This window comes from Phreatobacter aquaticus, from assembly GCF_005160265.1.
Taxonomy (GTDB): Bacteria; Pseudomonadota; Alphaproteobacteria; order Rhizobiales; family Phreatobacteraceae; genus Phreatobacter; species Phreatobacter aquaticus.
Window position 1 is genome coordinate 37,139 of record NZ_CP039865.1, and the last position, 21,590, is coordinate 58,728.

General features: G+C 66.4%; 18 protein-coding genes. 10 read left to right on the forward strand and 8 right to left on the reverse strand.

What is annotated here, in order from left to right; translation table 11 throughout:
* The first annotated feature begins 88 nt into the window (after positions 1-88).
* Entirely contained in the window at positions 89-889 is an 801-nt protein-coding gene (locus E8L99_RS00195; protein ID WP_137097660.1) for a creatininase family protein, read from the forward strand.
* Positions 890-893: 4 nt separating this feature from the next.
* Here the strand turns inward: E8L99_RS00195 and E8L99_RS00200 are convergent, their stop codons facing one another.
* Complete coding sequence (locus tag E8L99_RS00200; RefSeq protein WP_137097661.1) at positions 894-1,721, reverse strand: PAS domain-containing protein; 828 nt, start codon at positions 1,719-1,721, stop codon at positions 894-896.
* A gap of 149 nt (positions 1,722-1,870) precedes the next feature.
* Here E8L99_RS00200 and E8L99_RS00205 point away from each other — a divergent pair, with 149 nt between their 5' ends.
* The gene (locus tag E8L99_RS00205) at positions 1,871-2,125 is read left to right on the forward strand and encodes a hypothetical protein (RefSeq protein WP_137097662.1); all 255 of its coding nucleotides are present in this window, start codon (positions 1,871-1,873) and stop codon (positions 2,123-2,125) included.
* A gap of 12 nt (positions 2,126-2,137) precedes the next feature.
* Positions 2,138-3,340, forward strand: coding sequence for a low temperature requirement protein A (locus E8L99_RS00210; protein WP_137097663.1), 1,203 nt, complete (start codon positions 2,138-2,140; stop codon positions 3,338-3,340).
* Here E8L99_RS00210 and E8L99_RS00215 read toward each other — a convergent pair whose 3' ends face one another.
* The 3 genes from E8L99_RS00215 to E8L99_RS00225 are packed head-to-tail and all read right to left on the reverse strand — an operon-like array spanning position 3,341 to position 10,057.
* On the reverse strand, positions 3,341-4,222 hold the full coding sequence (locus E8L99_RS00215) for a transglutaminase family protein (RefSeq protein ID WP_137097664.1): 882 nt from the start codon (positions 4,220-4,222) through the stop codon (positions 3,341-3,343).
* Complete coding sequence (locus tag E8L99_RS00220; protein ID WP_137097665.1) at positions 4,219-6,717, reverse strand: circularly permuted type 2 ATP-grasp protein; 2,499 nt, start codon at positions 6,715-6,717, stop codon at positions 4,219-4,221. The genes E8L99_RS00215 and E8L99_RS00220 overlap by 4 nt, the downstream gene beginning before the upstream one ends.
* A gap of 7 nt (positions 6,718-6,724) precedes the next feature.
* Positions 6,725-10,057 carry a transglutaminase family protein gene (locus E8L99_RS00225; RefSeq protein ID WP_137097666.1) on the reverse strand — a complete coding sequence of 1,111 codons (3,333 nt, stop codon included), beginning with the start codon at positions 10,055-10,057 and terminating at the stop codon, positions 6,725-6,727.
* A 185-nt stretch (positions 10,058-10,242) separates the two neighbouring features.
* Between E8L99_RS00225 and E8L99_RS00230 the strand changes: the two genes are divergently transcribed.
* The 6 genes from E8L99_RS00230 (at position 10,243) to phoB (ending at position 16,111) form a co-directional block, all read left to right on the forward strand.
* Positions 10,243-11,415: an acyl-CoA dehydrogenase family protein gene (locus tag E8L99_RS00230; RefSeq protein ID WP_137097667.1), complete on the forward strand. Its 1,173-nt coding sequence runs from the start codon at positions 10,243-10,245 to the stop codon at positions 11,413-11,415.
* A 98-nt stretch (positions 11,416-11,513) separates the two neighbouring features.
* Complete coding sequence (locus E8L99_RS00235) at positions 11,514-12,443, forward strand: sulfite exporter TauE/SafE family protein (RefSeq protein ID WP_137097668.1); 930 nt, start codon at positions 11,514-11,516, stop codon at positions 12,441-12,443.
* A complete protein-coding gene (locus tag E8L99_RS00240) occupies positions 12,440-13,207 on the forward strand; it encodes a TIGR02186 family protein (protein ID WP_137097669.1) in 768 nt (255 codons plus the stop codon). The genes E8L99_RS00235 and E8L99_RS00240 overlap by 4 nt, the downstream gene beginning before the upstream one ends.
* 26 nt (positions 13,208-13,233) lie before the next feature.
* Entirely contained in the window at positions 13,234-14,535 is a 1,302-nt protein-coding gene (locus tag E8L99_RS00245) for a sensor histidine kinase (RefSeq protein ID WP_137097670.1), read from the forward strand.
* Between the two features lie 130 nt (positions 14,536-14,665).
* Positions 14,666-15,370 carry a phosphate signaling complex protein PhoU gene (phoU, locus tag E8L99_RS00250; protein WP_137097671.1) on the forward strand — a complete coding sequence of 235 codons (705 nt, stop codon included), beginning with the start codon at positions 14,666-14,668 and terminating at the stop codon, positions 15,368-15,370.
* A gap of 33 nt (positions 15,371-15,403) precedes the next feature.
* Positions 15,404-16,111 (forward strand): phosphate regulon transcriptional regulator PhoB, encoded by a 708-nt coding sequence (gene phoB, locus E8L99_RS00255; RefSeq protein ID WP_137097672.1) that lies wholly within the window; start codon positions 15,404-15,406, stop codon positions 16,109-16,111.
* Between the two features lie 3 nt (positions 16,112-16,114).
* Here the strand turns inward: phoB and E8L99_RS00260 are convergent, their stop codons facing one another.
* Positions 16,115-17,929 (reverse strand): ABC-F family ATP-binding cassette domain-containing protein, encoded by a 1,815-nt coding sequence (locus E8L99_RS00260; protein WP_137097673.1) that lies wholly within the window; start codon positions 17,927-17,929, stop codon positions 16,115-16,117.
* A 72-nt stretch (positions 17,930-18,001) separates the two neighbouring features.
* On the opposite strand from E8L99_RS00260, the gene E8L99_RS00265 reads away from it, so the two are divergent.
* Positions 18,002-18,595 carry an NAD(P)H-dependent oxidoreductase gene (locus E8L99_RS00265; RefSeq protein ID WP_137097674.1) on the forward strand — a complete coding sequence of 198 codons (594 nt, stop codon included), beginning with the start codon at positions 18,002-18,004 and terminating at the stop codon, positions 18,593-18,595.
* 191 nt (positions 18,596-18,786) lie between these two features.
* Here E8L99_RS00265 and E8L99_RS00270 read toward each other — a convergent pair whose 3' ends face one another.
* From E8L99_RS00270 to pgeF, 3 genes are all read right to left on the reverse strand, one after another.
* Entirely contained in the window at positions 18,787-19,737 is a 951-nt protein-coding gene (locus E8L99_RS00270; protein ID WP_137097675.1) for a ribose-phosphate pyrophosphokinase, read from the reverse strand.
* Positions 19,738-19,873: 136 nt separating this feature from the next.
* Positions 19,874-20,515: a hypothetical protein gene (locus E8L99_RS00275; RefSeq protein ID WP_137097676.1), complete on the reverse strand. Its 642-nt coding sequence runs from the start codon at positions 20,513-20,515 to the stop codon at positions 19,874-19,876.
* Positions 20,516-20,781: 266 nt separating this feature from the next.
* On the reverse strand, positions 20,782-21,552 hold the full coding sequence (pgeF, locus tag E8L99_RS00280) for a peptidoglycan editing factor PgeF (protein WP_137097677.1): 771 nt from the start codon (positions 21,550-21,552) through the stop codon (positions 20,782-20,784).
* Positions 21,553-21,590: the final 38 nt, after the last annotated feature.

A 21,590-nucleotide genomic window follows, 5' to 3' on the forward strand; every position in this document is an offset into this window, starting at 1 on the left:
TTCTCTCTTGGCCGGTTCGCGCCGCATCATTGCGCCGACGGCCCCTGCTTGCCAACCCGACTGTACAGTCCGATTCCGGAGACCTCCCATGCCGTCACGCCACTGGGGTGACCTGAAGACCACCGATTTCGATCGCCTCGATCCGGAACGGACGATCGCCATCCTGCCGCTGGCCGCGATCGAGCAGCACGGGCCGCATCTGCCGGTGTCGACCGATACATCCATCATGACCGGCATGATCGAGACGGCGTTTCCGCTGGTCTCGCCGGATGTCACCGCTCTGTTCCTGCCGATCGAGGCGGTCGCCAAGTCCAACGAGCACATCCATTCCAAGGGCACGCTGACGCTCTCCGCCGAGAGCGTATTCCGCACCTGGGTGGAGATCGGCGAGAGCGTCAATCGCGCGGGCATCAAGAAGATCGTGCTGATGACCTCCCATGGCGGCAATCTCGACCCGATGAAGGTGGTCGCCCGCGAGTTGCGCGTACGCTTCGGGCAGCTCGCCGTGGTCACATCCTGGACCGCTTTCGGCCGGCCGAAGGGGCTCTATGGCGAGCTCGACATGAAGCACGGCATCCATGGCGGCGATGTCGAGACATCGCTCATGCTGCATTTCCGGCCCGATCTCGTCGACATGGCCCATGCCAAGCGCTTCGAGCCGATCATGGTGGGGATGGAAAAGGAATTCTCCTATCTGATGCCCACGATCAGCCACGCCTTCGGCTGGATCGCGCAGGATATCCATCCGGACGGCACGGCGGGCGATGCCTCGCTGGCAACAGCCGAAAAGGGTCGGCTCACCGCCGCCCACCAGGCCGCCGAATTCGTCAAGCTGGTCGACGATATGGCGCGCTTTGACATCAAGCGGCTTTGGGCGCCGAAGGGATGAGCCGTCACTCCACCGTGTCGGTGGCGCCCGCACGATGGAGTTCGAAGGCAAAGACCCGGGGGCTTGTGTCGCGCTCGGCATCGCTGATCGAGAAGCAGCGCCAATAGACCGAGCGCATCAGCCCGCCCTGGACCGGCAGGACATGCTTGCCGCTGACCGGTTCTGTCGCGCGGATCGCGCCCTTGACGATGGCCATCAGCTTGGCGTCGAACGCGTCGCTGAACTCCTCGACATTGTGGCGGATGACCAGGCGGCGCTCGGTGACATTCTTGAATTTGAGGAAGGCTGCATTGGCGTTCAGCACCGAGCCGTCGCGCGCGAGCACGAGGATGCAGCCGGGCATGTTGCTGAGGAAGGCGTCGAGGACGCCGGTCATCTGACGGATCTGCCGGGCCTGGCGCCTGGCCATATCGTTGCTGCGATAGAGGCCGATGATGCAGGGCCGGCCATCGACCCGCTTCATCACGCAGACGGATTCGATCTCGCTTCCGGCATGGTCCCTGTCGTTGAACGAGAACGTGTCCGGCCCCGCTCCCCCGGTGTCGATGGCCTGTTTGACATGGGCGCGAAACTTGGCGGCGTCCTCGTCGCCGGCCTGGCCCAGCAGATCGGTCAGGCTGGCATTGATTGCCACGACATGGCCATTGGCGTCGGTGGTCTCCCAGCGCACCCGCTCCTCGCGCAGATCGACCGACCAGCGGCGAATTCCCAGCCGGCTCAGGATGTCGTTGGAGATCGGCAAGGGAAAGGCATCGCGTTGCGGCAGCTGGGACACGCTTGCCAGGGTCACAGAGCCGGCGGCAATTTCGGTACGCAGGAGTGACAGGGACATTGATACGCCCTCACTTTCTGTCTCAACCCTAAGACAGATCGATAAAATCTTTGAAAAAGAAGACACCCAACGAAAACTGACCTTGCGGCTTACCAGCGGGTTAATTGTTGGTTACCGTTCGCCGGATCGCGGCGCGAGGGGCAGTGTGCATGCATACGATCATGGTGGTTGGCGGTGGCCTCGTGGCCCTCACGCTGATGATGGTTGGCGCGCGGGCATTCGGGATTGGCACGCAGGCGACGGCCAAGGTCTTCATCGGGCTCTGGCTGGTAGCGGCGCTCGTCAACATGTGGATCGGCGTCAGCCGCGCCGGCTATTCGGTGGCCGCGGAAGCACCGATCGCGCTGGTGGTCTTTGGCGTGCCGGCGGCCATCGCGCTGTTCGTCGGCTGGAAGCTGTCGTGAGCCGGGTCTGACATGGCATCTCTGTTCAACCATCCAGGCTTCCTGCGCGACAACGCCTCCAAGGATCGCGGTCGCGTCTATCCGGTCGAACTGTTCTTCGACCTGGTCTTCGTCTTCGCCATCACCCAGCTCTCGCACAGCCTGCTGCAGAACCTGACGCTGCCGGGCCTGGTCAATGCCACGCTGCTGTTCCTCGCGGTCTGGTGGGTGTGGATGTACACGACCTGGTCGACCAACTGGCTCGACCCGGAGCGGCTGCCGGTGCGCATCGCACTGTTCGTCATGATGCTCGCGGGGCTGATCATGTCGATCTCGATCCCGACCGCGTTCGGTGCGGGAGGCCTGGCCTTTGCCGCGGCCTATGCCTTCATGCAGGTCGGACGAACCGCTTTCGTCATCTATGCGATCGGCAGCGCCAGCCCGACACATCGCAGGAATTTCGGCCGCATCCTCACGTGGCTTGCAACCGCGGGCCTGCTGTGGATCGCCGGCGGCCTCACCGAAGGCAACACGCGGCTGGCGTTCTGGATCCTGGCGCTCAGCCTCGACTATATCGCACCATTCGCCCGCTTCTGGGTGCCGGTTGCCGGGGCGTCGCAGACGACGGACTGGGATGTCGACGGTCACCATATCGCCGAGCGCTGCAGCCTCTTCGTGCTGATCGCCCTTGGCGAAAGCCTGATCATCACCGGCACGACCTTCGAGAAGCTGACCGTCACGGCGGCGACCGTTGCGGCCCTGACCTCGGCGGTGCTCAGCACGGTCGCCATGTGGTGGATCTATTTTGCCATCGGTGCCGAGCGCGGCACGCACCACATCGCCCATTCCGCTGATCCCGGCCGGATAGCGCGCGACGGCTATACCTATCTGCACATCATCATCGTCGCGGGCGTGATCGTCAGTGCGGTCGGCGACGAGCTCGTGCTCGCCCATCCCGGCGGCCATGTTGAGCTCAAATATCTGCTGGTCATCGTCGGAGCGCCGATCCTGTTCCTGATCGGCAATGGCCTGTTCAAGCGCCTGAGCGCGGGCAATTTCCCGCTGTCGCATCTGGTGGGCTTTGGGGTGCTGGCGGCGATCGGGATTGCGGAAGGGCTGACCCACCTGTTCACGCCGCTGGCGCTGTCCATCGCTACGTCGCTGGCGCTGGTTGTCGTCGCAGCCTGGGAGTGGCGGTCGCTCCGCGGCAGTCGCCCGGAGCACACGATCGGCTGATCAGGCCGCGACCGGTTTCACGTCGACGGCAACCGCGATGTCGTGATCACCGGATGTCACCAGCACGCCGCCATTCGGCGCGACATCGACAAAGTCGCGGCCAATGGCGAGCACGATGTGGTCCTGATCGACGATCAACCCGTTGGTCGGGTCGAAGCCACGCCAGCCGAGCTCCGGCCCGCACCAGACCGAGACCCAGGCATGGGTCGCGTCGGCCCCCTCGAGCTTCGGCTGTCCCGGCGGCGGCAGGGTCCGCAGATAGCCCGAGACATAGGCCGCCGGCAGTCCGAGGCCGCGCAGGCCTGAGATCATCACGTGGCTGAAATCCTGGCAGACGCCGCGGCGCATGGCGAAGACCTTGGCGGCCGGCGTCGAGGTGTCGGTCGCGTCCCCGTCATAGGTGAAGTCGTCCTGGATGCGCTTGGCCAGATCGAAGGCCGCTTCCAGGATCGGCCGCCCCGGCGGGAAGCTCGCGCTGGCATAGGCGCGGATAGCCGGATCGCGCGGCACATAGGTCGAGGCGAACATCACGTGGACCGGCGAATTCGGCGAGAAGTCGGCCGACGCAAACGCCGTCTCGCGCACCCGTTCCCAGGGCGGATCCATGCCGGGCAGCGGACGCGGGCGGCTGTCGACCGAGACACGGGCGCGGATATCGACGGTGATCTCGCGGTGCGATTCGACGAAATCGACGAAGACGAGATGGTTGCCGAAGAAGTCGATGGCGTCGCGCCGGCGGCTCGGCGCCGGCTTGATCGTCAGGTCCCAGGCGATCACCCGCTGGCCCGGCCGGTCGACGGGCACCACACGCAGCACATGCTGGGCAAACGAGACCGACGAGGCATAGGTATAGGTCGCGACCTGGCGGACTTCGTAGATCATCCCGGCACCTCGCCGATGCCGAAGGTCTGATTGCCCTCACGGTGGGTGAAATACTGGGCAGACAGATCGTCCGAGAGCGTCATGAAGCGCTGTTCGAGGCTGGCGATCTGCTTGGCATCGAGGGTGTGGGCGTCAGCCGTCTGCAGCTCCACCAGAATGCGCGCCACTGTCTTCTCCACCGTGTTCAGCCGTCCGTCGGAGCGATGGTCCGGCAGATGATCCAGGTGGTTGCGGATGCGGTCGGCCTGGAAGGCAACCGAGCGCGGGTTGTTCGGGTCGAGCAGCACCATGTCGAGCACCGGCGCGCGGGCGGCGATCATCACATAGCGCCGGCGATAGGTGATCTGGCTGTCGCAGACGCCCAGCAGCACGTCGAGGCCGGCGCCACCCTTGGCATCGGCGAATTGGCGGGTGAACCGGCAGGTGGCGAGCGCCCGCTCGATCCGCTTGCCGATCTTCATGAAGTGCCAGCCGATCAGCTGGTTCATGTTTTCCTGCGCCAGCCCTGAGAAGGCGGCGGCAAGGCGCAGCGCCTGATCGACGCGGTCGAAGGCGCCGGTGGCGCTGTCGGTCTCAGGCCGCGTCTCGGCGAGCGCCGCGAGGTCGGTGATGGTCAGCCAGGCATCCGGCGAGAACCGGTCGCGGATGACGGAAGCCGCGCCGCGCGCCGACTGGGCGATCGACGCCAGGCTGCCGAATTTCTTGCCGTGCAGGACCGTCTCGGCAATGGCCGCGGGATCGGCCATCAGCCGGTCCTTGGGCAGCGCCTCCCATGAGACCAGCAGGTCGATGATCCGGCGGGTTGCCTCGCCGGCCATGGGGTCGCCGGAGCCGACCTGGTCGCCGAGCTGGCGCACCAGCCGCAGCGTCGCTTCGGCGCGCTCCATGTAGCGGGCGAGCCAGAACAGGTTGTCGGCCGCCCGGCTCGGCAGCGAGGCGGTGGCGCGCCGGAGCTCGATCTTGTCGGGAGCGGGCAGCAGCGTCGTCTCCTCGACCGGGCCGGTCGACAGGACGCAGACATCGGCCGAGCGGCCGTCCTGCTGCATGGTGACGGCGCGCGCGTCGATCCGGTCGCCGACCCGGCAGAAGCCACCGGGCATCAGCGTCCACTTGTTGCCGACCTTGGCGAGGAACAGCCGCAGGATGAACGGCCGCGGCTCCAGATAGCCGTCGCGCCAGACCGGCATGGTGGAGAGCTTGACCACCTCCTGGGCGACAAAATCGGCGCCGCGCAGGCGCACCTCCTCGGCCAGCCGCAGCTTGGCTTCGGGCGCGAGATCCGACACCAGCGTCGCGCCGCTGATGACACCCGGCACGTTCTGGCCATAGGCCGGCGCGATGACGAAGGAATCGAGATCGGCAATGACCGCGCCGCGTTCCAGCGGCTGGCCGCACCACCACGTCGCGACATGGGGAATGGCAAGATCGCGGCCGAGCCTTGCCCGCGCGATGGAGGGCAGGAAGGCGAGCAGTGAGCGCGCCTCCGCAATGCCGGAACCCAGCGAATTGGCGAGCGTCACCTGGCCCGAGCGCAGCGCATGGACCATGCCGGCCACGCCGAGGCGCGAGCGCGGATTGAGCTCCAGCGGATCGGCGAAATCGGCATCGAGCCGGCGCCAAACCATTTCCAGCTTCTTCAGGCCTGAGACCGTGCGCAGGTAGAGCGTGTCGTCGCGCACGGTCAGATCGGCGCCCTCGGCCAGCACGAAGCCGAGATAGCGGGCGAGGAAGGCGTGCTCGAAATAGGTCTCGTTGAGCGGGCCGGGGGTGAGCACCGCGACCCTGGAATCGGTGCCGGCGGCCAGCGACGAGAATTGCGCGCGCACGTCCTGGAAGAAGCCGGCGAGCCGCTCCACCGGCAAGGTGCGGTAGACCTCGGGCAGCGAGCGCGCCATGGCGAGCCTGTTTTCCAGCGCATAGCCGGCACCGGATGGCGCCTGCGCGCGATCACCCAGGACCCACCAGCGGCCGTCCGGACCGCGGCCGACATCCACCGCATAGAGCAGCATGTGATTGCCGCCGCGCGGCGTCGCCCCGACCATGGGCCGCAGGAAATCCATCGAGCCGGCAATGGCCGCTGCCGGCAGCAGGCCTTCCGAGACGAGATGGGCCGGGCCGAACAGATCGGCGATCACCTGCTCCAGCAATTCAGCGCGCTCGGTGAGGCCGGCGGTCAGCGTGGCCCATTCTTCCGGTGCGATGACCAGCGGCATATGGGCGAGCGGCCAGGGCCGTTCCACACCCTGGGGATCGTTGTAGACGCGGTAATAGACGCCGGAATCGCGGAGATAGCGGTCGGCGCCGGCGAACCGGCGCTCGACTTCGCGGGGCCCGAGATCGGCCAGCGCATTGAGCACCGGCTTCCAGTGCTCGCGCGGCTCGCCGTTCTTGTCGAGGATCTCGTCATAAACGCCGGGCAGCGGCTTGTAATGCGCGAGCAGCGCCAGAATGCGCTCGGCGCGGCTCTCCTTCGCACGATGTCCCCGGAGCGTCATGCCGACCTCAATGAACCGGCGGGCGGCGCAAGTCGAGCGTTGCGGGGAATTCTCCTGTGCGTTCCGCCTTGGGCGGATCGACGAAGCCCGGCGTGTGGCCGTGTTCCTGGAAGCGGGCCCGCCTGCGCGCCTCCGCCTCGTAGGAATTGACCGGGAACGTGTCGTAGTTCCGGCCGCCCGGATGGGCGACGTGATAGACGCAGCCGCCGCTGGAGCGCCTGGACCAGGTATCGACGATGTCGAAGGTCAGCGGCGCATGGACCGGAATTGTCGGATGCAGGCCCGAGGCAGGCTGCCAGGCCTTGAACCGGATGCCGCCGACATATTCGCCGGAGCGTCCGGTGCCGGTCAGCGGCACGGGGCGACCGTTGCAGGTGACGACATGGCGCTCTGGCTGCAGGCCGGTGAGCTTCACCTGCAGGCGCTCGACCGAGGAATCGACGAAGCGGACGGTGCCGCCAATCGCGCCTTCCTCGCCCATGACGTGCCAGGGCTCCAGCGCCTGGCGGAGTTCCATGCGGACGCCCGCATGGTCGACCGAGCCGGCAATGGGGAAGCGGAATTCGAACTGCGCCTCGAACCAGGCGGGATCAAACGCATAGCCGGCGCGGTTGAGATCGCCGAGCACGCCGAGGAAATCCTCCCAGACGAAATGCGGCATCATGAACCGGTCGTGCAGGGCGGTACCCCAGCGGGCGAGCCCGCCATCCTGCGGCTCGCGCCAGACCCAGGCGATGATCGCGCGGATCAGCAATTGCTGGGCAAGGCTCATGCGGGCATCCGGCGGCATTTCGAAGCCGCGGAATTCGACGAGGCCGAGCCGGCCCGACGGGCTGTCGGGCGAGAACAGCTTGTCGATGCAGAGTTCGGTGCGGTGGGTGTTGCCGGTGGAATCGACCAGAAGGTTGCGGAACAGCCGGTCGACCAGCCAGGGCGGAGGGGCAACGCCCTCGCCCGGCTTCGGCACCATGGCCATGGCAATCTCAAGCTCATAGAGGCCGTCGTGGCGGGCTTCGTCCACCCGCGGTGCCTGGCTCGTCGGGCCGATGAACAGGCCGGAGAACAGATAGGAGAGCGAGGGATGACGCTGCCAGTAGAGCACCAGGCTCTTCAGGAGGTCCGGCCGACGCAGGAACGGGCTGTCAGCCGGACGCGCGCCGCCGACCACCACATGGTTGCCGCCACCGGTGCCGGTGTGGCGGCCGTCGATCATGAACTTCTCGGTGCCGAGCCGTGACAGCCGGGCATCCTCGTAAAGCGACTGGGTGATCGCCACGCATTCGCGCCAGCTGGCGGCGGGATGGACATTGACCTCGATGACGCCGGGATCGGGCGTCACCTTCACCACGTTGATCCGGGGATCGGTCGGCGGCGGATAGCCCTCGACATGGACGGCAAGCCCCAGCGACTTCGCAGTCGCCTCGGTCGCCGTCAGGAGTTCGAGATAGTCCTCGAGCGTCTCGGTCGGGGGCATGAATACGCAGAGGCGGCCATCCCGCGGCTCGACGGCCAGGGCCGTGCGCACCGAGGCGTCGTCGGTCAGTTCCTGCTCGACCTGCTCGGCACGTCCGGTGTCGCGCTCCTGCTCGGAGGCAACCCGCTGCTGCGTGAGGCCCGCAGCGATCTCTTCAGGTGCTGGCAGGGTCTCGGGCACGATCCACGGATCGGCTTGCACCACATAGGGGTAGGAAGCCTTCGGGATATGGGGGAGAGCCGCCAGCGGCAAGCGGTATCCGACCGGACTGTCACCCGGCACCAGGAACAACCGCTCACGCCTGAGCTTCCACCGCTCGGTCATCCAGCTCTTCTTGGACGGCTCGGCATTCCAGCGCTGGATCGGCAGGACGAAGCCGGACGGGTCGCTCAGGCCCCGCTCGAAGACGCGCGCGATACGGGCGCGGGCCTCGGCATCTTCCAGCTTGGAATCGAGCGCATCGACGTTCAGCGGCAGTTCCGCTTCCTTCAGCACCCAATGGGCCGGATCCTCATAGGCCGCTTCCGCGTCGTCCGCATTGAGGCCGAGCCGCGTCGCGATACCGCCGGCCAGCGCGCCGGCCTGTTCGATGGTCGCGCCGGTTTCTGCCGACGTCGCCGTCTCGGTGGCGATCAGGGCCGGATCCTGCCAGATCGGCTTGCCGTCGCGCCGCCAGTAGAGGGCGAAGGTCCAGCGCGGCAGGCTCTCGCCCGGATACCATTTGCCCTGGCCGTAATGCAGGAACCCGCCCGGTGCGAAGGTATCGCGCAGCCGGCGGATAAGGTCATCGGCAAGAGCCCGCTTGGTCGGGCCGACGGCGGCTGTGTTCCATTCGGCGCCCTCGTAGTCGTCGATCGAGACAAAGGTCGGCTCGCCACCCATGGTGAGGCGGACATCCTGCGCCACCAGGTCCTGGTCGACTTTCTCGCCCAGCGCATCGAGCCGCTGCCAGGCATCGTCGGAGAACGGCGCGGTGACGCGCGGGCGTTCGTTGACACGGTCGACCCGCATGTCGAAGGCAAAGGAGACTTCGGCCGGGTCGACATTGCCCGAAATCGGGGCGGCCGAGCGATAATGCGGCGTCGCGGCCAGGGGGATATGCCCCTCGCCGCAGAGCAGGCCGGAAGTCGCGTCGAGACCGATCCAGCCGGCGCCTGGTACATAGATCTCGGCCCAGGCGTGGAGGTCGGTGAAATCCTTGTCGGTGCCCTCTGGGCCGTCGAGCGCCTTGAGATCGGGCTTCAGCTGAATCAGGTAGCCGGAGACGAAGCGGGCGGCCAGGCCGAGATGGCGGGCGATCTGGACCAGCAGCCAGGCGGAATCCCGGCATGAGCCGGACATCAGCTCCAGCGTCTCGGCCGGATCCTGAACGCCGGTCTCCATGCGGATGACATAGCGGATGTCGTTCTGGATCTTCTGGTTGATGAAGACCAGGAAATCGATGGTCTGCATCGGCTCGCGCGGAATGGAAGCGAGGTAGCGGTCGAAGGCCGGGCCGGTCGGGTCCTTGATCAGATAGGGCGCCAGCTCAACCGCCAGTTCCGGGGAATACTGGAACGGGAACTTGTCGGCATAGGCCTCGATGAAGAAGTCGAACGGATTGACGATCGCCATGTCGGCGGTCAGGTCAACGGTCACCGAGAACTCGGTGGTTTTCTCGGGGAAGACGAAACGCGCCAGCCAATTGCCGTGCGGGTCCTGCTGCCAGTTCACGAAATGGTTTTCCGGCACCACCTTCAGCGAATAGCTGGGAATCGTGGTGCGGCTATGCGGCGCCGGCCGCAGGCGGATGACCTGGGGGCCAAGGTTGACCGGCCGGTCGTAGAGATATCGGGTGACGTGATGGAGCTGGGCGAGGATGGCCATGGGCCCTAGGGGTAATGGTTCACGGGGGGAGCGTCAAAGCGTTAAGTGCTGGACGTCACAAAGCAAGGTTCGGGCCGTGGCGTTGCGTCAGCCGGCGCGCTTGCGCCCACGCACGGCCCCCTCCCATTAGCCGCATTTGTTCGAACGTTTCGGCGCGATATGGTCCGCCACGGAGAAACCTGCACATGCCCATCACTCTTCCGACCGGCGACGACCATTCCGACCTGCGCGATGCCATGCGCGATCTGTGCTCGACCTATGACGACGCCTATTGGCGCCGGGTCGACGACGAGCGCGGCTATCCTGAAGAATTCGCCGACGCGCTGACCAAGGGCGGCTGGCTGGCGGCCCTGGTGCCCGCCGAATATGGCGGCTCGGGCCTCGGGCTGACGGAGGCCTCCATCATCATGGAGGAGATCAACCGCTCGGGCGGCAATGCCGGCTGCGTCCACGGGCAGATGTACAACATGAACACGATCCTGCGTGGCGGCTCTCCCGAGCAGAAGAAGAAGTACCTGCCCAAGATCGCGTCGGGCGAATGGCGGCTGCAGTCGATGGCCGTGACCGAGCCGACCACCGGCACCGACACGACCAAGCTCAAGACCACCGCGGTCAAGAAGGGCAATGACCGCTATGTGGTGAACGGGCAGAAGGTGTGGATCAGCCGCATCCAGCATTCCGAGCTGATGATCCTGCTCGCCCGCACCACGCCGATCGACCAGGTGCAGCGCAAGTCCGACGGTCTGTCGGTGTTCATCGTCGACGTGAAGCAGGCGCTGTCCAGCGGCATGACGATCCGTCCCATCCGCAACATGGTCAATCACGAGACCAACGAGGTGTTCTTCGACGACCTCGAGATTCCCGCCGAGAACCTGATCGGCGAGGAAGGCCGTGGCTTCAAGACGATCCTGGCCGGCCTCAATGCCGAGCGCGTGCTGATCGCCGCCGAGTGCATCGGCGACGGCTATTGGTTCGTCGAACGCGCCAAGAAGTATGGCAGCGAGCGCATCGTGTTCGATCGTCCCATCGCCAAGAACCAGGGCGTGCAGTTCCCGATCGCGCGGGCCCACGTGAATGTCTCGGCGGCCGACCTGATGCGGTTCAAGGCGGCGGCGCTGTGCGATGCCGGCGAGGAGTTCGGCGCGGAGGCCAACATGTCGAAGCTGCTCGCAGCCGATGCCTCCTTCGAGGCGGCCAATGCCTGCCTGCAGACCCATGGTGGCTTCGGCTTTGCCGCCGATTACGACGTCGAGCGCAAGTTCCGCGAGACCCGGCTCTACCAGGTGGCTCCGATCTCGACCAACATGATCCTGGCCTATGTGGCCGAGCATGTGCTGGGAATGCCACGCTCCTACTGAGATGCAGCTGCGCGCTGCTCGATTCTTGGGCGACCACCCTTGACGCGACGCAGCTTTTCCGGCCTTCGATGGGTGCACGACCCGGACCGGGAACTGCCGTGCAGCTTTACCTCCCCATTGCCGAATTGCCCGTCAACATGCTCCTCGTTCTGGGCATGGGACTGGCTGTCGGGTTCATTTCCGGCATGTTCGGCGTCGGCGGCGGATTCCTTCTGACACCGCTGCTGATCTTCATCGGAATTTCGCCTGCCATCGCGGTGGCGACCGTCTCGGGCCAGATCGCGGCCTCGTCGCTCTCCGGCACGCTCAGCTACTGGCGCAAGAACGCGGTGGACGCCAAGCTGGTCTCGGTACTGCTGGCAGGCAGTGTCGTCGGCACGGCAGCCGGCGTCGCGGCCTTCTCGGTGTTGCGCCGCATGGGCCAGCTCGACCTGTTCATCGGCCTCTCCTATGTCACGCTGCTGTCGGGCATCGGCCTGTTGATGGTGATCGAGAGCGGCCGGGCGCTCGCCCGCGCGCGCTCCGGTGATCCGCCGAAGCCGGTGGTCGCGCGCGACCGTCGGATCGCCTCCAAGCTGCCGTTCATGATGCACTTCCCCCGCTCGCGCATCACGGTCTCGGCCATTCCGGTCGTGGCGATCGGGCTTGGCATCGGCTTTCTGGGATCGATGATGGGTATCGGCGGCGGCTTCCTGCTGGTGCCGGCCCTGATCTATCTCCTGCGTGTCTCGACCTCGGTGGTGATCGGCACGTCCAGCCTGCAGACGCTGATCACCATGCTGCTGACGCTGGTGTTCCACTCGATCACCAACGCTTCCGTCGATGTCGTGCTGGCCCTGCTCCTGATGATCGGCGGCGTCATCGGCGCGCAATTCGGCGCACGCACCTCGCTCACCATGAAAGGCGAGGAACTGCGCTTCCTCCTCGGCCTGGTGGTTCTGGCGGTCGGCATCCGCTTCCTGGTGGACCTGGTGCTGCGGCCCGACGATCCCTTCTCCAACACCATCATCGAGTTCGCGGCCCGATGACCCGCCTCGCGCTCCTTCTTGTCGGCCTCCTGACGATCGGCGGGCAAGCGCGGGCCGAGACCATGATCACGTCGCTCTCCACGCACAGGCTGCAGATCGCGTCCAATTTTGTCGGCTCGGAAATCGTGCTGTTCGGCGCCATCGAGCGCGATGCACAGACCATTTCGCGCACCGGCACCTATGATATCGCCGTGGTCGTCAGGGGGCCGCGCGGCACCATCGTCACCCGCCAGAAAAGCCGCGTCCTCGGCATCTGGATGAACACCCGCTCGCGCGAATTCGTCGACGTGCCGACCGCCTATTCGGTCGTGACCAACCGCCCGACCGGCGACATTGCCGACCTCGATCTCCGCAAGCGCCACCAGATCGGCCTGGACGGGCTGATCCTGCTCCAGACCGCACGTCTCGGCGAAGAGGCGGAGGCCGGCCAACCGTTCCGCGAGGCCTTCGTGCGCATCAACATGGCGCGCGGCCTCTATCGCGAAAACCCGACCGGCATCACCTTCCTGTCGCCGACCCTGTTCCGCGCCAATATCCGCGTCGTCCCCAACACGCCCGTCGGCACATTCGACGTTGACATCTTCCTGTTGTCTGGCGGCGCCATCCTCGCGCGTGAAAGCACCAATTTCGAGGTGACCAAGACCGGCTTCGAAGCGTTCGTTGCCAATGCCGCGCAGAACTACGGTTTCTACTACGGACTGGCGGCAGCGATCATCGCCCTGTTCACCGGCTGGTCCGCCTCAATCATCTTCCGCCGCGACTGATCGCGCGTCGCACAGGCTGGGTTCCGATGGCGGATGAGATGGATGGCAAGCGGCAAAGGACAGCATGGGGCAGTCTGGCACTGGCCTTGGCCGGTCTTGCTGTCGCTACCGCGCTGGTTCTCTGGCGCGGGCTCGACTGGCCGAGCGCCATCGCCGCCTGCGGGTCACTGGTGGTCGCGGCCATTACGCTGCTCGGGCCCGGCGGAAAGCATCCGATGGGCGCCGCGGAGGGAGTGGCCCGTCGCGGCACGCCCCTGACCGATCTCACCATCGAGGGCCTGATCACCGCCCTGCCCGCCCCGGCCATCCTGCTCGATGCCCGGCTGATCGTGCGCAGCCACAATGCCCGCGCGCACGAGCTGATCCCGGGCTTGAGGCGCGGCGAGCCTCTCACCCTTGGACTGCGTGCCCCGGAGGTCGTGGAAGCGGTGCGCGCGGCGCTCGCCACCAACACGATCCAGGAAGTCGACTATGCCGAGCGTGTGCCGGTGATGCGCTGGTTCCGCGCGGAGGTCACTCCGGTTGCCATCACCGCGCGCGGCCGTGACGAGGCGATCCCGGATTTCGTTCTGGTGTCGCTGCGCGACCTGTCGGAATCGCGCCGGCTGGAACGACTGCGCGCCGATTTCGTCGCCAATGCCAGCCACGAACTGCGCACGCCGCTGGCCTCCGTGCTCGGCTTCATCGAGACCATCCAGGGGCCGGCCAAGAACGATCCGCCGGCGATCGCACGCTTTCTCGAGATCATGCTGGCCCAGGCGCGGCGCATGTCACGGCTGATCGACGATCTCCTCTCGCTGTCGCGCGTCGAGCTCAACGAGCACGTCCGGCCGACCGACCGGATCGACCTCGTACCGCTGATCGGCCATGTCCGCGAGACGCTGGGCCCGTCCGCGGCCTCGCAAGGCGTGTCGGTCAGCCTCGATTGCCAGGAGCCGTCGCTGATGGTCGCGGGGGACCGCGACGAACTGATCCGGCTGTTCGAGAACCTGACCCAGAACGCCATCAAATATGGCGCCGAGGGCAAGAAGGTCGAGATCGCGGTCACGCGCGATCGATCCAACCCGGACCGCGAGGAAGCCGTGGTAGCGGTGCGCGACCACGGGCCGGGGATCCCGCCGGAGCACCTTCCGCGCCTGACGGAGCGGTTCTACCGGGTGGATGTCGTGTCGAGCCGGGAAAAGGGCGGCACCGGCCTCGGGCTCGCGCTGGTCAAGCATATCGTCAACCGCCATCGCGGCCGGCTGACCATCGAGAGCCCGCCGGGAGAAGGTGCGACCTTCACGGTCAGGCTGGAAGCGGTTGCGTCAACCGAATCAGCCGCCTAGCTGTCGCACTTCCTGCAAGACCTTGAAAAACAGGCCAAATCATCGTCATTGATATGTCACCTCGCCGGCATAGAAACGTCGCGGCGCGGGTTTATTGGGGCAGGCTTTCCCCGCCCGTCAGGAGATCTCGATGAACGAGCATATCGTCAGCGCCTTTGAGAACGAATTGAGGGGCTTGTCGCAGCGCGTCGCCGAAATGGGCGGCCTCGTCGAGAAGCAGATCGTCGGCGCGATCGACAGCCTGATCCGGGCCGATGTGCCGCTCGCCGAGGAAGTTCGCCGCGCCGATCCCGCCATCGATGCCATGCAGCGCGAGATCGAAGAGACCGGCATCCTGATCATCGCGCGCCGCCAGCCAATGGCGGTGGATCTGCGCGAGGTCGTCGGTGCCCTGCGCATTGCCGCCGATCTCGAGCGGGTCGGCGATCTCGCCAAGAGCGTCGCCAAACGCGCCATCGCCATCAATGGCCAGGTGTCGCTGCCCAAGGTGACCGGCGGGTTCGACGCCATGGCCCGCCTGGCACTGGAGCGCGTGAAGCGCGTGCTCGATGCCTATGCCCATCGCGATGTGGCCGCCGCCCTTGAGGTCTGGAAGGCCGATGGCGACATCGACGCGCTGTACAATTCGCTGTTCCGCGAACTGCTGACCTACATGCTTGAGGATCCGCGCAATATCGGCTCCTGCACGCACCTCCTGTTCTGCGCCAAGAACCTGGAGCGGATCGGCGACCACGCCACCAATATCGCCGAGACGATCCACTACATCGTCACCGGCACCGCGCTCGCCGAGGAGCGCCCCAAGCTCGACACGACGATCTTCGGCGCGGGCAACTGACGCGCCGGCCGGAGCGACAAGGGAAGAGATGTCATGACGGCACGCATCATGGTGGTGGAAGACGAAGAGGCCATCACCGTCCTCCTGCGCTACAATCTGGAAGCCGAAGGCTACCGGGTGGAGGTGGTCGGGCGCGGTGACGAGGCTGAGGTGCGGCTGCGCGAGGCGGTGCCCGATCTCATGCTGCTCGACTGGATGCTGCCGGGCCTGTCAGGCATCGAACTCTGCCGCCGCCTGCGTCTGCGGGCCGAGACCGAGCGTCTTCCAGTGATCATGCTGACTGCGCGCGGCGAGGAGGGCGAGCGCGTGCGCGGGCTTGCCACCGGCGCCGACGACTACATCGTCAAGCCGTTCTCCGTGCCGGAGCTGCTGGCCCGCGTCAGGGCGCTGCTCCGCCGCGCCAAGCCGGAACATCTGTCCAGCCTGTTGAAATCCGGCGATATCGAACTCGACCGCGAGACGCGCCGGGTGCATCGCGCCGGGCGCGAGATCAATCTCGGGCCGACCGAGTTCCGCCTGCTCGAGTTCCTGATGCAGTCGCCCGGCCGCGTCTATACCCGCGAGCAGCTGCTCGACGGCGTCTGGGGCCGCGACGTCTATATCGACGAGCGGACGGTGGACGTTCACATCGGCCGGTTGCGCAAGGCGATCCGCCGTGGGCGCGAGCCTGATCCGATCCGCACCGTGCGTGGCTCCGGCTATGCGTTCAACGAACGGTTCGCGGGAACGGTTGCGGCCTGAGGCTCACGCCTCCAGGCTCTCCTTCAGCATTTCCAGCTCCAGCCAGCGGTCTTCGGCCGCCTGCAATTCGCCCTGCGCCTTGGTCAGCGCAGCCGAGGCCTTGTCGAAGGCCGGGCGGTCGCGGGTGAACAGGGCGGGATCGGCGAGGATCGCCTGCAGTTTGGCGATGTCGCGGCCAAGCGCTTCCATGCGGCCCGGCAGGCTGTCGAGATCGTGCTTCTCACGGAAGGTGAGCTTGCGCTTGCCGGCATCTGCCGAAGCCGCTGGAGCCGAAGCAGCGGCCGGTGCCGCCGCCTTGGCGGCCGCTTCCACCTTACGGGCCTGAACACCCGCGCCGCGCTGCGCCACCATGTCGGAGTAGCCGCCGGCATATTCGACCCAGTGGCCCTCGCCCTCGCTGACCAGCACGGAGGTGCAGACCCGGTCGAGGAAGTCGCGGTCATGGGAGACCAGGATCACGGTGCCGGGGAAATCGGTCAGCATTTCCTGCAGGAGATCGAGCGTCTCGAGATCGAGATCATTGGTCGGCTCGTCGAGCACCAGAACATTGGCGGGGCTAGCGAGGCCGCGCGCCAGCAGGAGCCTGCCGCGCTCGCCGCCGGAGAGAACGCCGACCGGCGTGCCCTTCTGCTCGGGCGTGAACAGGAAGTCCTTCATGTAGCCGATCACATGGCGGTTCTCGCCGTTGATCGTCACATAGTCGCCGCGCCCGCGGGTCAGCGCCTCGGCGAGCGGTGTCGCCGGATCGAGCTCCTCGCGCTTCTGGTCAAGCGTCGCCATCAACAGGTTGGCGCCAAGCTTCACCGTGCCCTCGTCGGGCTCCAGCGTGCCGGTGAGCATGCGTACCAGCGTCGTCTTGCCGGCGCCATTCGGGCCGACCAGTCCCAACCGGTCGCCGCGCAGGATGCGGATGGTCAGATCGTCGACGATCTTGCGGTCGCCGAAGCTCTTGGAGATGCCGCGCGCCTCGACGATGCGCTTGCCGGAGGCCTCGGCTTCCGACACCACCATGGAGACATTGCCAACCGCCTTGCGGTGCTCGCGGAAATCCTTGCGCAGGCCCAGCAGATTGCCGAGACGGCGGACATTGCGCTTGCGCCTGGCCGACACGCCGTAGCGCAGCCAGTGCTCCTCGCGGTTGATCTGCCGATCGAGCTTGTGCTGGGCCATTTCCTCCTGCTCCAGCACCTCGTCGCGCCAGGCCTCGAAGAAGCCGAAGCCCTTGTCGAGTCGGCGCGTCTCGCCGCGATCGAGCCAGACCGTGGCGCGCGACAGATTTTCCAGGAAGCGCCGGTCGTGGCTGATCATGACGATGGCCGAGCGCGAGGCCTTGATCGCCTTTTCCAGCCATTCAATCGCCGGCAGGTCGAGATGGTTGGTCGGCTCGTCGAGAATCAGAATGTCGGGCTCGGGCGCGAGCGCGCAGGCAAGCGCCGCGCGCTTGGCTTCGCCGCCGGACAACGAGGCCGTGCCCTCCTCGCCGGTCAGGCCGAGATCGTTCAGCAGCATGCGCGCGCGATAGAGGTCGTCGCTTGGGCCCAGCCCCGCCTCGACATAGGCAAGTGTCGTGTCGAAGGCCGAGAGATCCGGCTCCTGCAGGAGATAGCGGATGGTCGCACCGGGCTGGGCGAAGCGCGTGCCGCCGTCCGGCTCGACCAGCCCCGCGGCGATCTTGAGCAGGGTCGATTTGCCCGAGCCATTGCGGCCGACAAGCGCCAGCCGGTCGCCCGCTTCGACCGACAAGTCGGCGGAGGTCAGGAGCGGTGTGCCGCCAAAGGTGAGGTGGATAGCCTGCAATTGCAGAAGAGGAGGAGCCATGGCGTGGCTCTAGCATCGTCCGCCGTCGCATGCACCCTTGTCGGCAGCGATTCCACCCATGAGACTGTTTCGATGCGCATGCTTGTCGTCTATTGCCACCCCTGTTCCGAGAGCTTCACCGCTGCCGTGCGTGACCGTGCGGTGGCAGCGCTGGGCGAGGCCGGCCATGATGTCCGGCTTCTCGATCTCCACGCCATGGACTTCGAGGCGGTGATGAGCGCCGAGGAGCGCCGCGGCTATCACACGGTGGGCGACAACGAGGCCCCGATTGCCGAGCACCTGGCGGCGCTGCGCTGGTGCGAGGGCCTGCTCTTCGTCTATCCGACCTGGTGGTATGGACTCCCCGCCATGCTGAAGGGCTGGCTCGACCGGGTCTGGATCCCGCATGCCACCTTCCGCATGCCTGTGCCTGGCAAGCCGATCGGCCGAGTTCTCACCAATATCCGGTTCATCGGGGCGATCTCGACGCTCGGCTCACCCTGGTGGTGGTGGAAATTCTGGATGTCGGAGCCGGGACGGCGCACCCTGCTGCGCGGCCTGCCACCGCTGGTGGCGCCGAAATGCCGGACATTGTGGCTGGCGCTTCACCGGATGGATTCGGCGAGCTACGGACAGCGCGAGGCGTTTCTGGCGAAGGTCGAGAAGGCGATGGGGAAGGTGAGGTAGGAAGAAAAAGGTCCTTCGAGGCTCGCTTCGCTCGCACCTCAGGATGAGGAATGGAGGGAGAGCGCCAAGGAGCGCCTACCGCCACGTCCTGCGACGCTAGCCCAGATCCATCCCCACCTCATCCTGAGGTGCGAGCGAAGCGAGCCTCGAAGGACCTTATTGAAATCCGAGCTACAAGCCTTCGAAAGCCCTCAGTCGAACAGGCTCGACACGCTCTCTTCCGTCGCGGTGCGGGCGATCGCCTCGCCGATCAGGCTGGCAACCGACAGGGTGCGGATGTTGCGCGCAACCCTGACAGCCTCGGTCGGCAGGATCGAATCGGTGATCACCAGTTCCTTGAGCTTGGAGGCGGTGATGCGGGCCACCGCGCCACCCGACAGAACGCCGTGGGTGATATAGGCCGAGACATCCTTGGCGCCGCGAGCGAGCAGGGCTTCAGCCGCGTTCACCAGCGTGCCGCCGGAATCGACGATGTCGTCGACGAGGATGCAGCTCTTGCCCTCGACATCGCCGATGACATTCATCACCTCGCTCTCGCCGGGGCGCTCGCGGCGCTTGTCGACGATGGCGAGCTGGGCATCGATGCGCTTGGCGAGCGCACGGGCGCGCACCACGCCGCCGACATCGGGCGACACGACCATCACATCGGCGATGTCGCGGTTGTCCTTGATGTCCTTGGCGAGCAGCGGCGCCGCGAAGAGGTTGTCGGTCGGAATGTCGAAGAAGCCCTGGATCTGGCCGGCATGGAGATCCAGCGTCATCACGCGGTCGGCACCGGCCTGGGTGATCAGATTGGCGACCAGCTTGGCGGAGATCGGCGTGCGCGAACCGGAGCGGCGGTCCTGGCGGGCATAGCCGAAATAGGGGATAACCGCCGAGATGCGCTTGGCCGAGGAGCGGCGCAGCGCATCGCAGATGATCAGCAACTCCATCAGGTGGTCATTGGTCGGGAACGAGGTCGACTGGACGATATAGACGTCCTCGCCGCGCACGTTTTCCTGGATTTCGACAAAAATCTCCATATCGGCGAACCGCCTGACTGATGCCTTGGTCAGCGGCGTCTGCAGATAGGCGCCGATCGCTTCGGCGAGCGGTCGGTTGGAGTTGCCGGAAACGATCTTGATCCCGGGTTTTCTCGACATCGACGTAGTCTCGCTCAGGCTGTGGCGCGGAATGGAGGAAGCGCGCGGCCCTCTTAGCAACCGTGCAGGTCCGCCACAATGGCGGTGGCGCCCGCAACACACAGAGATCAAGCGGGTGTGACGGTTGAGTGACTCTTTATTGCCGCGCAGGCAGCGGCTCGAGTGGTCCACCGGTCTGGGCGGTGGTGGCGGGAGGCGCGCCGGCGGGTGCGGCCTGGGGCGAGGCGAAGGTGGATGCGGCGGTCACGACCGGTGCCTGCGCCGTCGGCTCAGCTGCCGGCGGGGCGCTGGCAATTGCTGGGGCGGCGCTCTGCGGCGTCGCCATCCAGGCGGCGATCTGGTCCATGGAGCGGGCGGCGATCCGGCCCGCTGCGGCATCGTCCAGCCCGGTCCAGGCATCGCGTCCCTGAGCTGCCACGCGCTCCTCGCCGGCGATGCGGGTGGAGCGGCGCTGCTGGGGGTCAAACACGTCCCAGACATAGGTGACGGTGGCCGACGCCCCGGAACCGGACGTCGCCATATAGCCGCGCACGCGATAGCGGGGGGCGCCGTCGCGGGCGACGACCTGAATGCGGCGGGAGGCGGCCTCGCCGGTCAGACGGCCGACCAGCCGCTCGTTGACGGTGGAGGGAGCGCCATCAATCGCCTCGAAGGCAATGGCACCCGCTGCGGGCAGCCCCGCCGTGCCGGATGTGGTCGAGCCATCCGCCGTGCAGCCGGCAAGTGCCAGACCGGCGACGGCAAGCGGGGCAAGGGAGCGAAACGAGACACGCGACATGGAACGCCTCCGGTCGCTCTGGATAACCCGGCGCGGCAGGTCGGTCCAGCTGGTGTTCATACTTCGCTAACCATGGTGAACGAGGCGGGGAGTGATGCAGGGACGAGGTCCTTCGAGGCTCGCTGGTGCTCGCACCTCAGGATGAGGGTGGAAAGAGCAGGCCTGCCTCCCGTCGTGCCGCGGGCGGACCCTATCCGTGCCTCATCCTGAGGTGTGGGGCGAAGCCGAGCCTCGAAGGACGCCTAGGTCTCCGCAGAACCCCTCGGCTACCGCGCAGCCAGCGTGATCGCCGCGATATGCCGGCCATAATCCGGCTCGCCGCGATGGGTGGTGCGGCGATAGGAGAAGAATCGGTCGGCGTCCGGATAGGTATCGAGGCCCAGGTCATCCACCGATCCGACGCCGGCCAGCCTCAGCCGATGGGCGATGAAGCCCGGCAGGTCGAACTGGGCATGTCCCGGCTTGCCGGCTGAGAAGAAGCGGACATAGCCGGCATCGGCCGCGACGAACTGGTCGACGAAGCCCTGCCCGACCTCGTAGCTCGGCTGGCGGATCAGCGGGCCGATGGCGGTGCGGATGCGGGTGCGGTCTGCTCCGAGCCCCTCCATGGCGGCAATCGTCGCCTCCAGCACGCCGCCGATGGCGCCTTTCCAGCCGGCATGGGCGGCACCGACGACGCCGGCGGCCTCATCGGCGAACAGAACGGGGCCGCAATCGGCTGAGGCGACGCCACAGGCGATGCCGGGCACCCTGGTCACCACCGCATCGGCGCGCGGGCGGTCGCCACCGTCATGCGGCGTCTCGGCGATCACCACATTCGGCGAATGGATCTGGAAACAGGAGATCAGCCCATCCTCGGCCACGCCGAGGGCTTCCGTCATGCGCCGGCGATTCTCGCGGACATGGGCTGGGTCGTCGTTCGAGCCGAGGCCGGCATTGAGCGAGCCATAGATGCCACCCGACACGCCCCCCTCACGGGTGAAGAAGGCGTGGCGGATGCCGGTGAGGCCTGAGAGATCGGAGGAGGTGACGAACATGAGGCGGAGCCAAGCTGCTTCGCGCCCTGGTGTCAAAC

Bases quoted from the DNA above. Each gene is read 5' to 3' on its own strand.
- E8L99_RS00195 (WP_137097660.1), top strand. From the start codon at position 89: ATGCCGTCACGCCACTGGGGTGACCTGAAGACCACCGATTTCGATCGC.
- E8L99_RS00200 (WP_137097661.1), bottom strand. From the start codon at position 1,721: ATGTCCCTGTCACTCCTGCGTACCGAAATTGCCGCCGGCTCTGTGACC.
- E8L99_RS00205 (WP_137097662.1), top strand. From the start codon at position 1,871: ATGCATACGATCATGGTGGTTGGCGGTGGCCTCGTGGCCCTCACGCTG.
- E8L99_RS00210 (WP_137097663.1), top strand. From the start codon at position 2,138: ATGGCATCTCTGTTCAACCATCCAGGCTTCCTGCGCGACAACGCCTCC.
- E8L99_RS00215 (WP_137097664.1), bottom strand. From the start codon at position 4,222: ATGATCTACGAAGTCCGCCAGGTCGCGACCTATACCTATGCCTCGTCG.
- E8L99_RS00220 (WP_137097665.1), bottom strand. From the start codon at position 6,717: ATGACGCTCCGGGGACATCGTGCGAAGGAGAGCCGCGCCGAGCGCATT.
- E8L99_RS00225 (WP_137097666.1), bottom strand. From the start codon at position 10,057: ATGGCCATCCTCGCCCAGCTCCATCACGTCACCCGATATCTCTACGAC.
- E8L99_RS00230 (WP_137097667.1), top strand. From the start codon at position 10,243: ATGCCCATCACTCTTCCGACCGGCGACGACCATTCCGACCTGCGCGAT.
- E8L99_RS00240 (WP_137097669.1), top strand. From the start codon at position 12,440: ATGACCCGCCTCGCGCTCCTTCTTGTCGGCCTCCTGACGATCGGCGGG.
- E8L99_RS00245 (WP_137097670.1), top strand. From the start codon at position 13,234: ATGGCGGATGAGATGGATGGCAAGCGGCAAAGGACAGCATGGGGCAGT.
- phoU (WP_137097671.1), top strand. From the start codon at position 14,666: ATGAACGAGCATATCGTCAGCGCCTTTGAGAACGAATTGAGGGGCTTG.
- phoB (WP_137097672.1), top strand. From the start codon at position 15,404: ATGACGGCACGCATCATGGTGGTGGAAGACGAAGAGGCCATCACCGTC.
- E8L99_RS00260 (WP_137097673.1), bottom strand. From the start codon at position 17,929: ATGGCTCCTCCTCTTCTGCAATTGCAGGCTATCCACCTCACCTTTGGC.
- E8L99_RS00265 (WP_137097674.1), top strand. From the start codon at position 18,002: ATGCGCATGCTTGTCGTCTATTGCCACCCCTGTTCCGAGAGCTTCACC.
- E8L99_RS00270 (WP_137097675.1), bottom strand. From the start codon at position 19,737: ATGTCGAGAAAACCCGGGATCAAGATCGTTTCCGGCAACTCCAACCGA.
- E8L99_RS00275 (WP_137097676.1), bottom strand. From the start codon at position 20,515: ATGTCGCGTGTCTCGTTTCGCTCCCTTGCCCCGCTTGCCGTCGCCGGT.
- pgeF (WP_137097677.1), bottom strand. From the start codon at position 21,552: ATGTTCGTCACCTCCTCCGATCTCTCAGGCCTCACCGGCATCCGCCAC.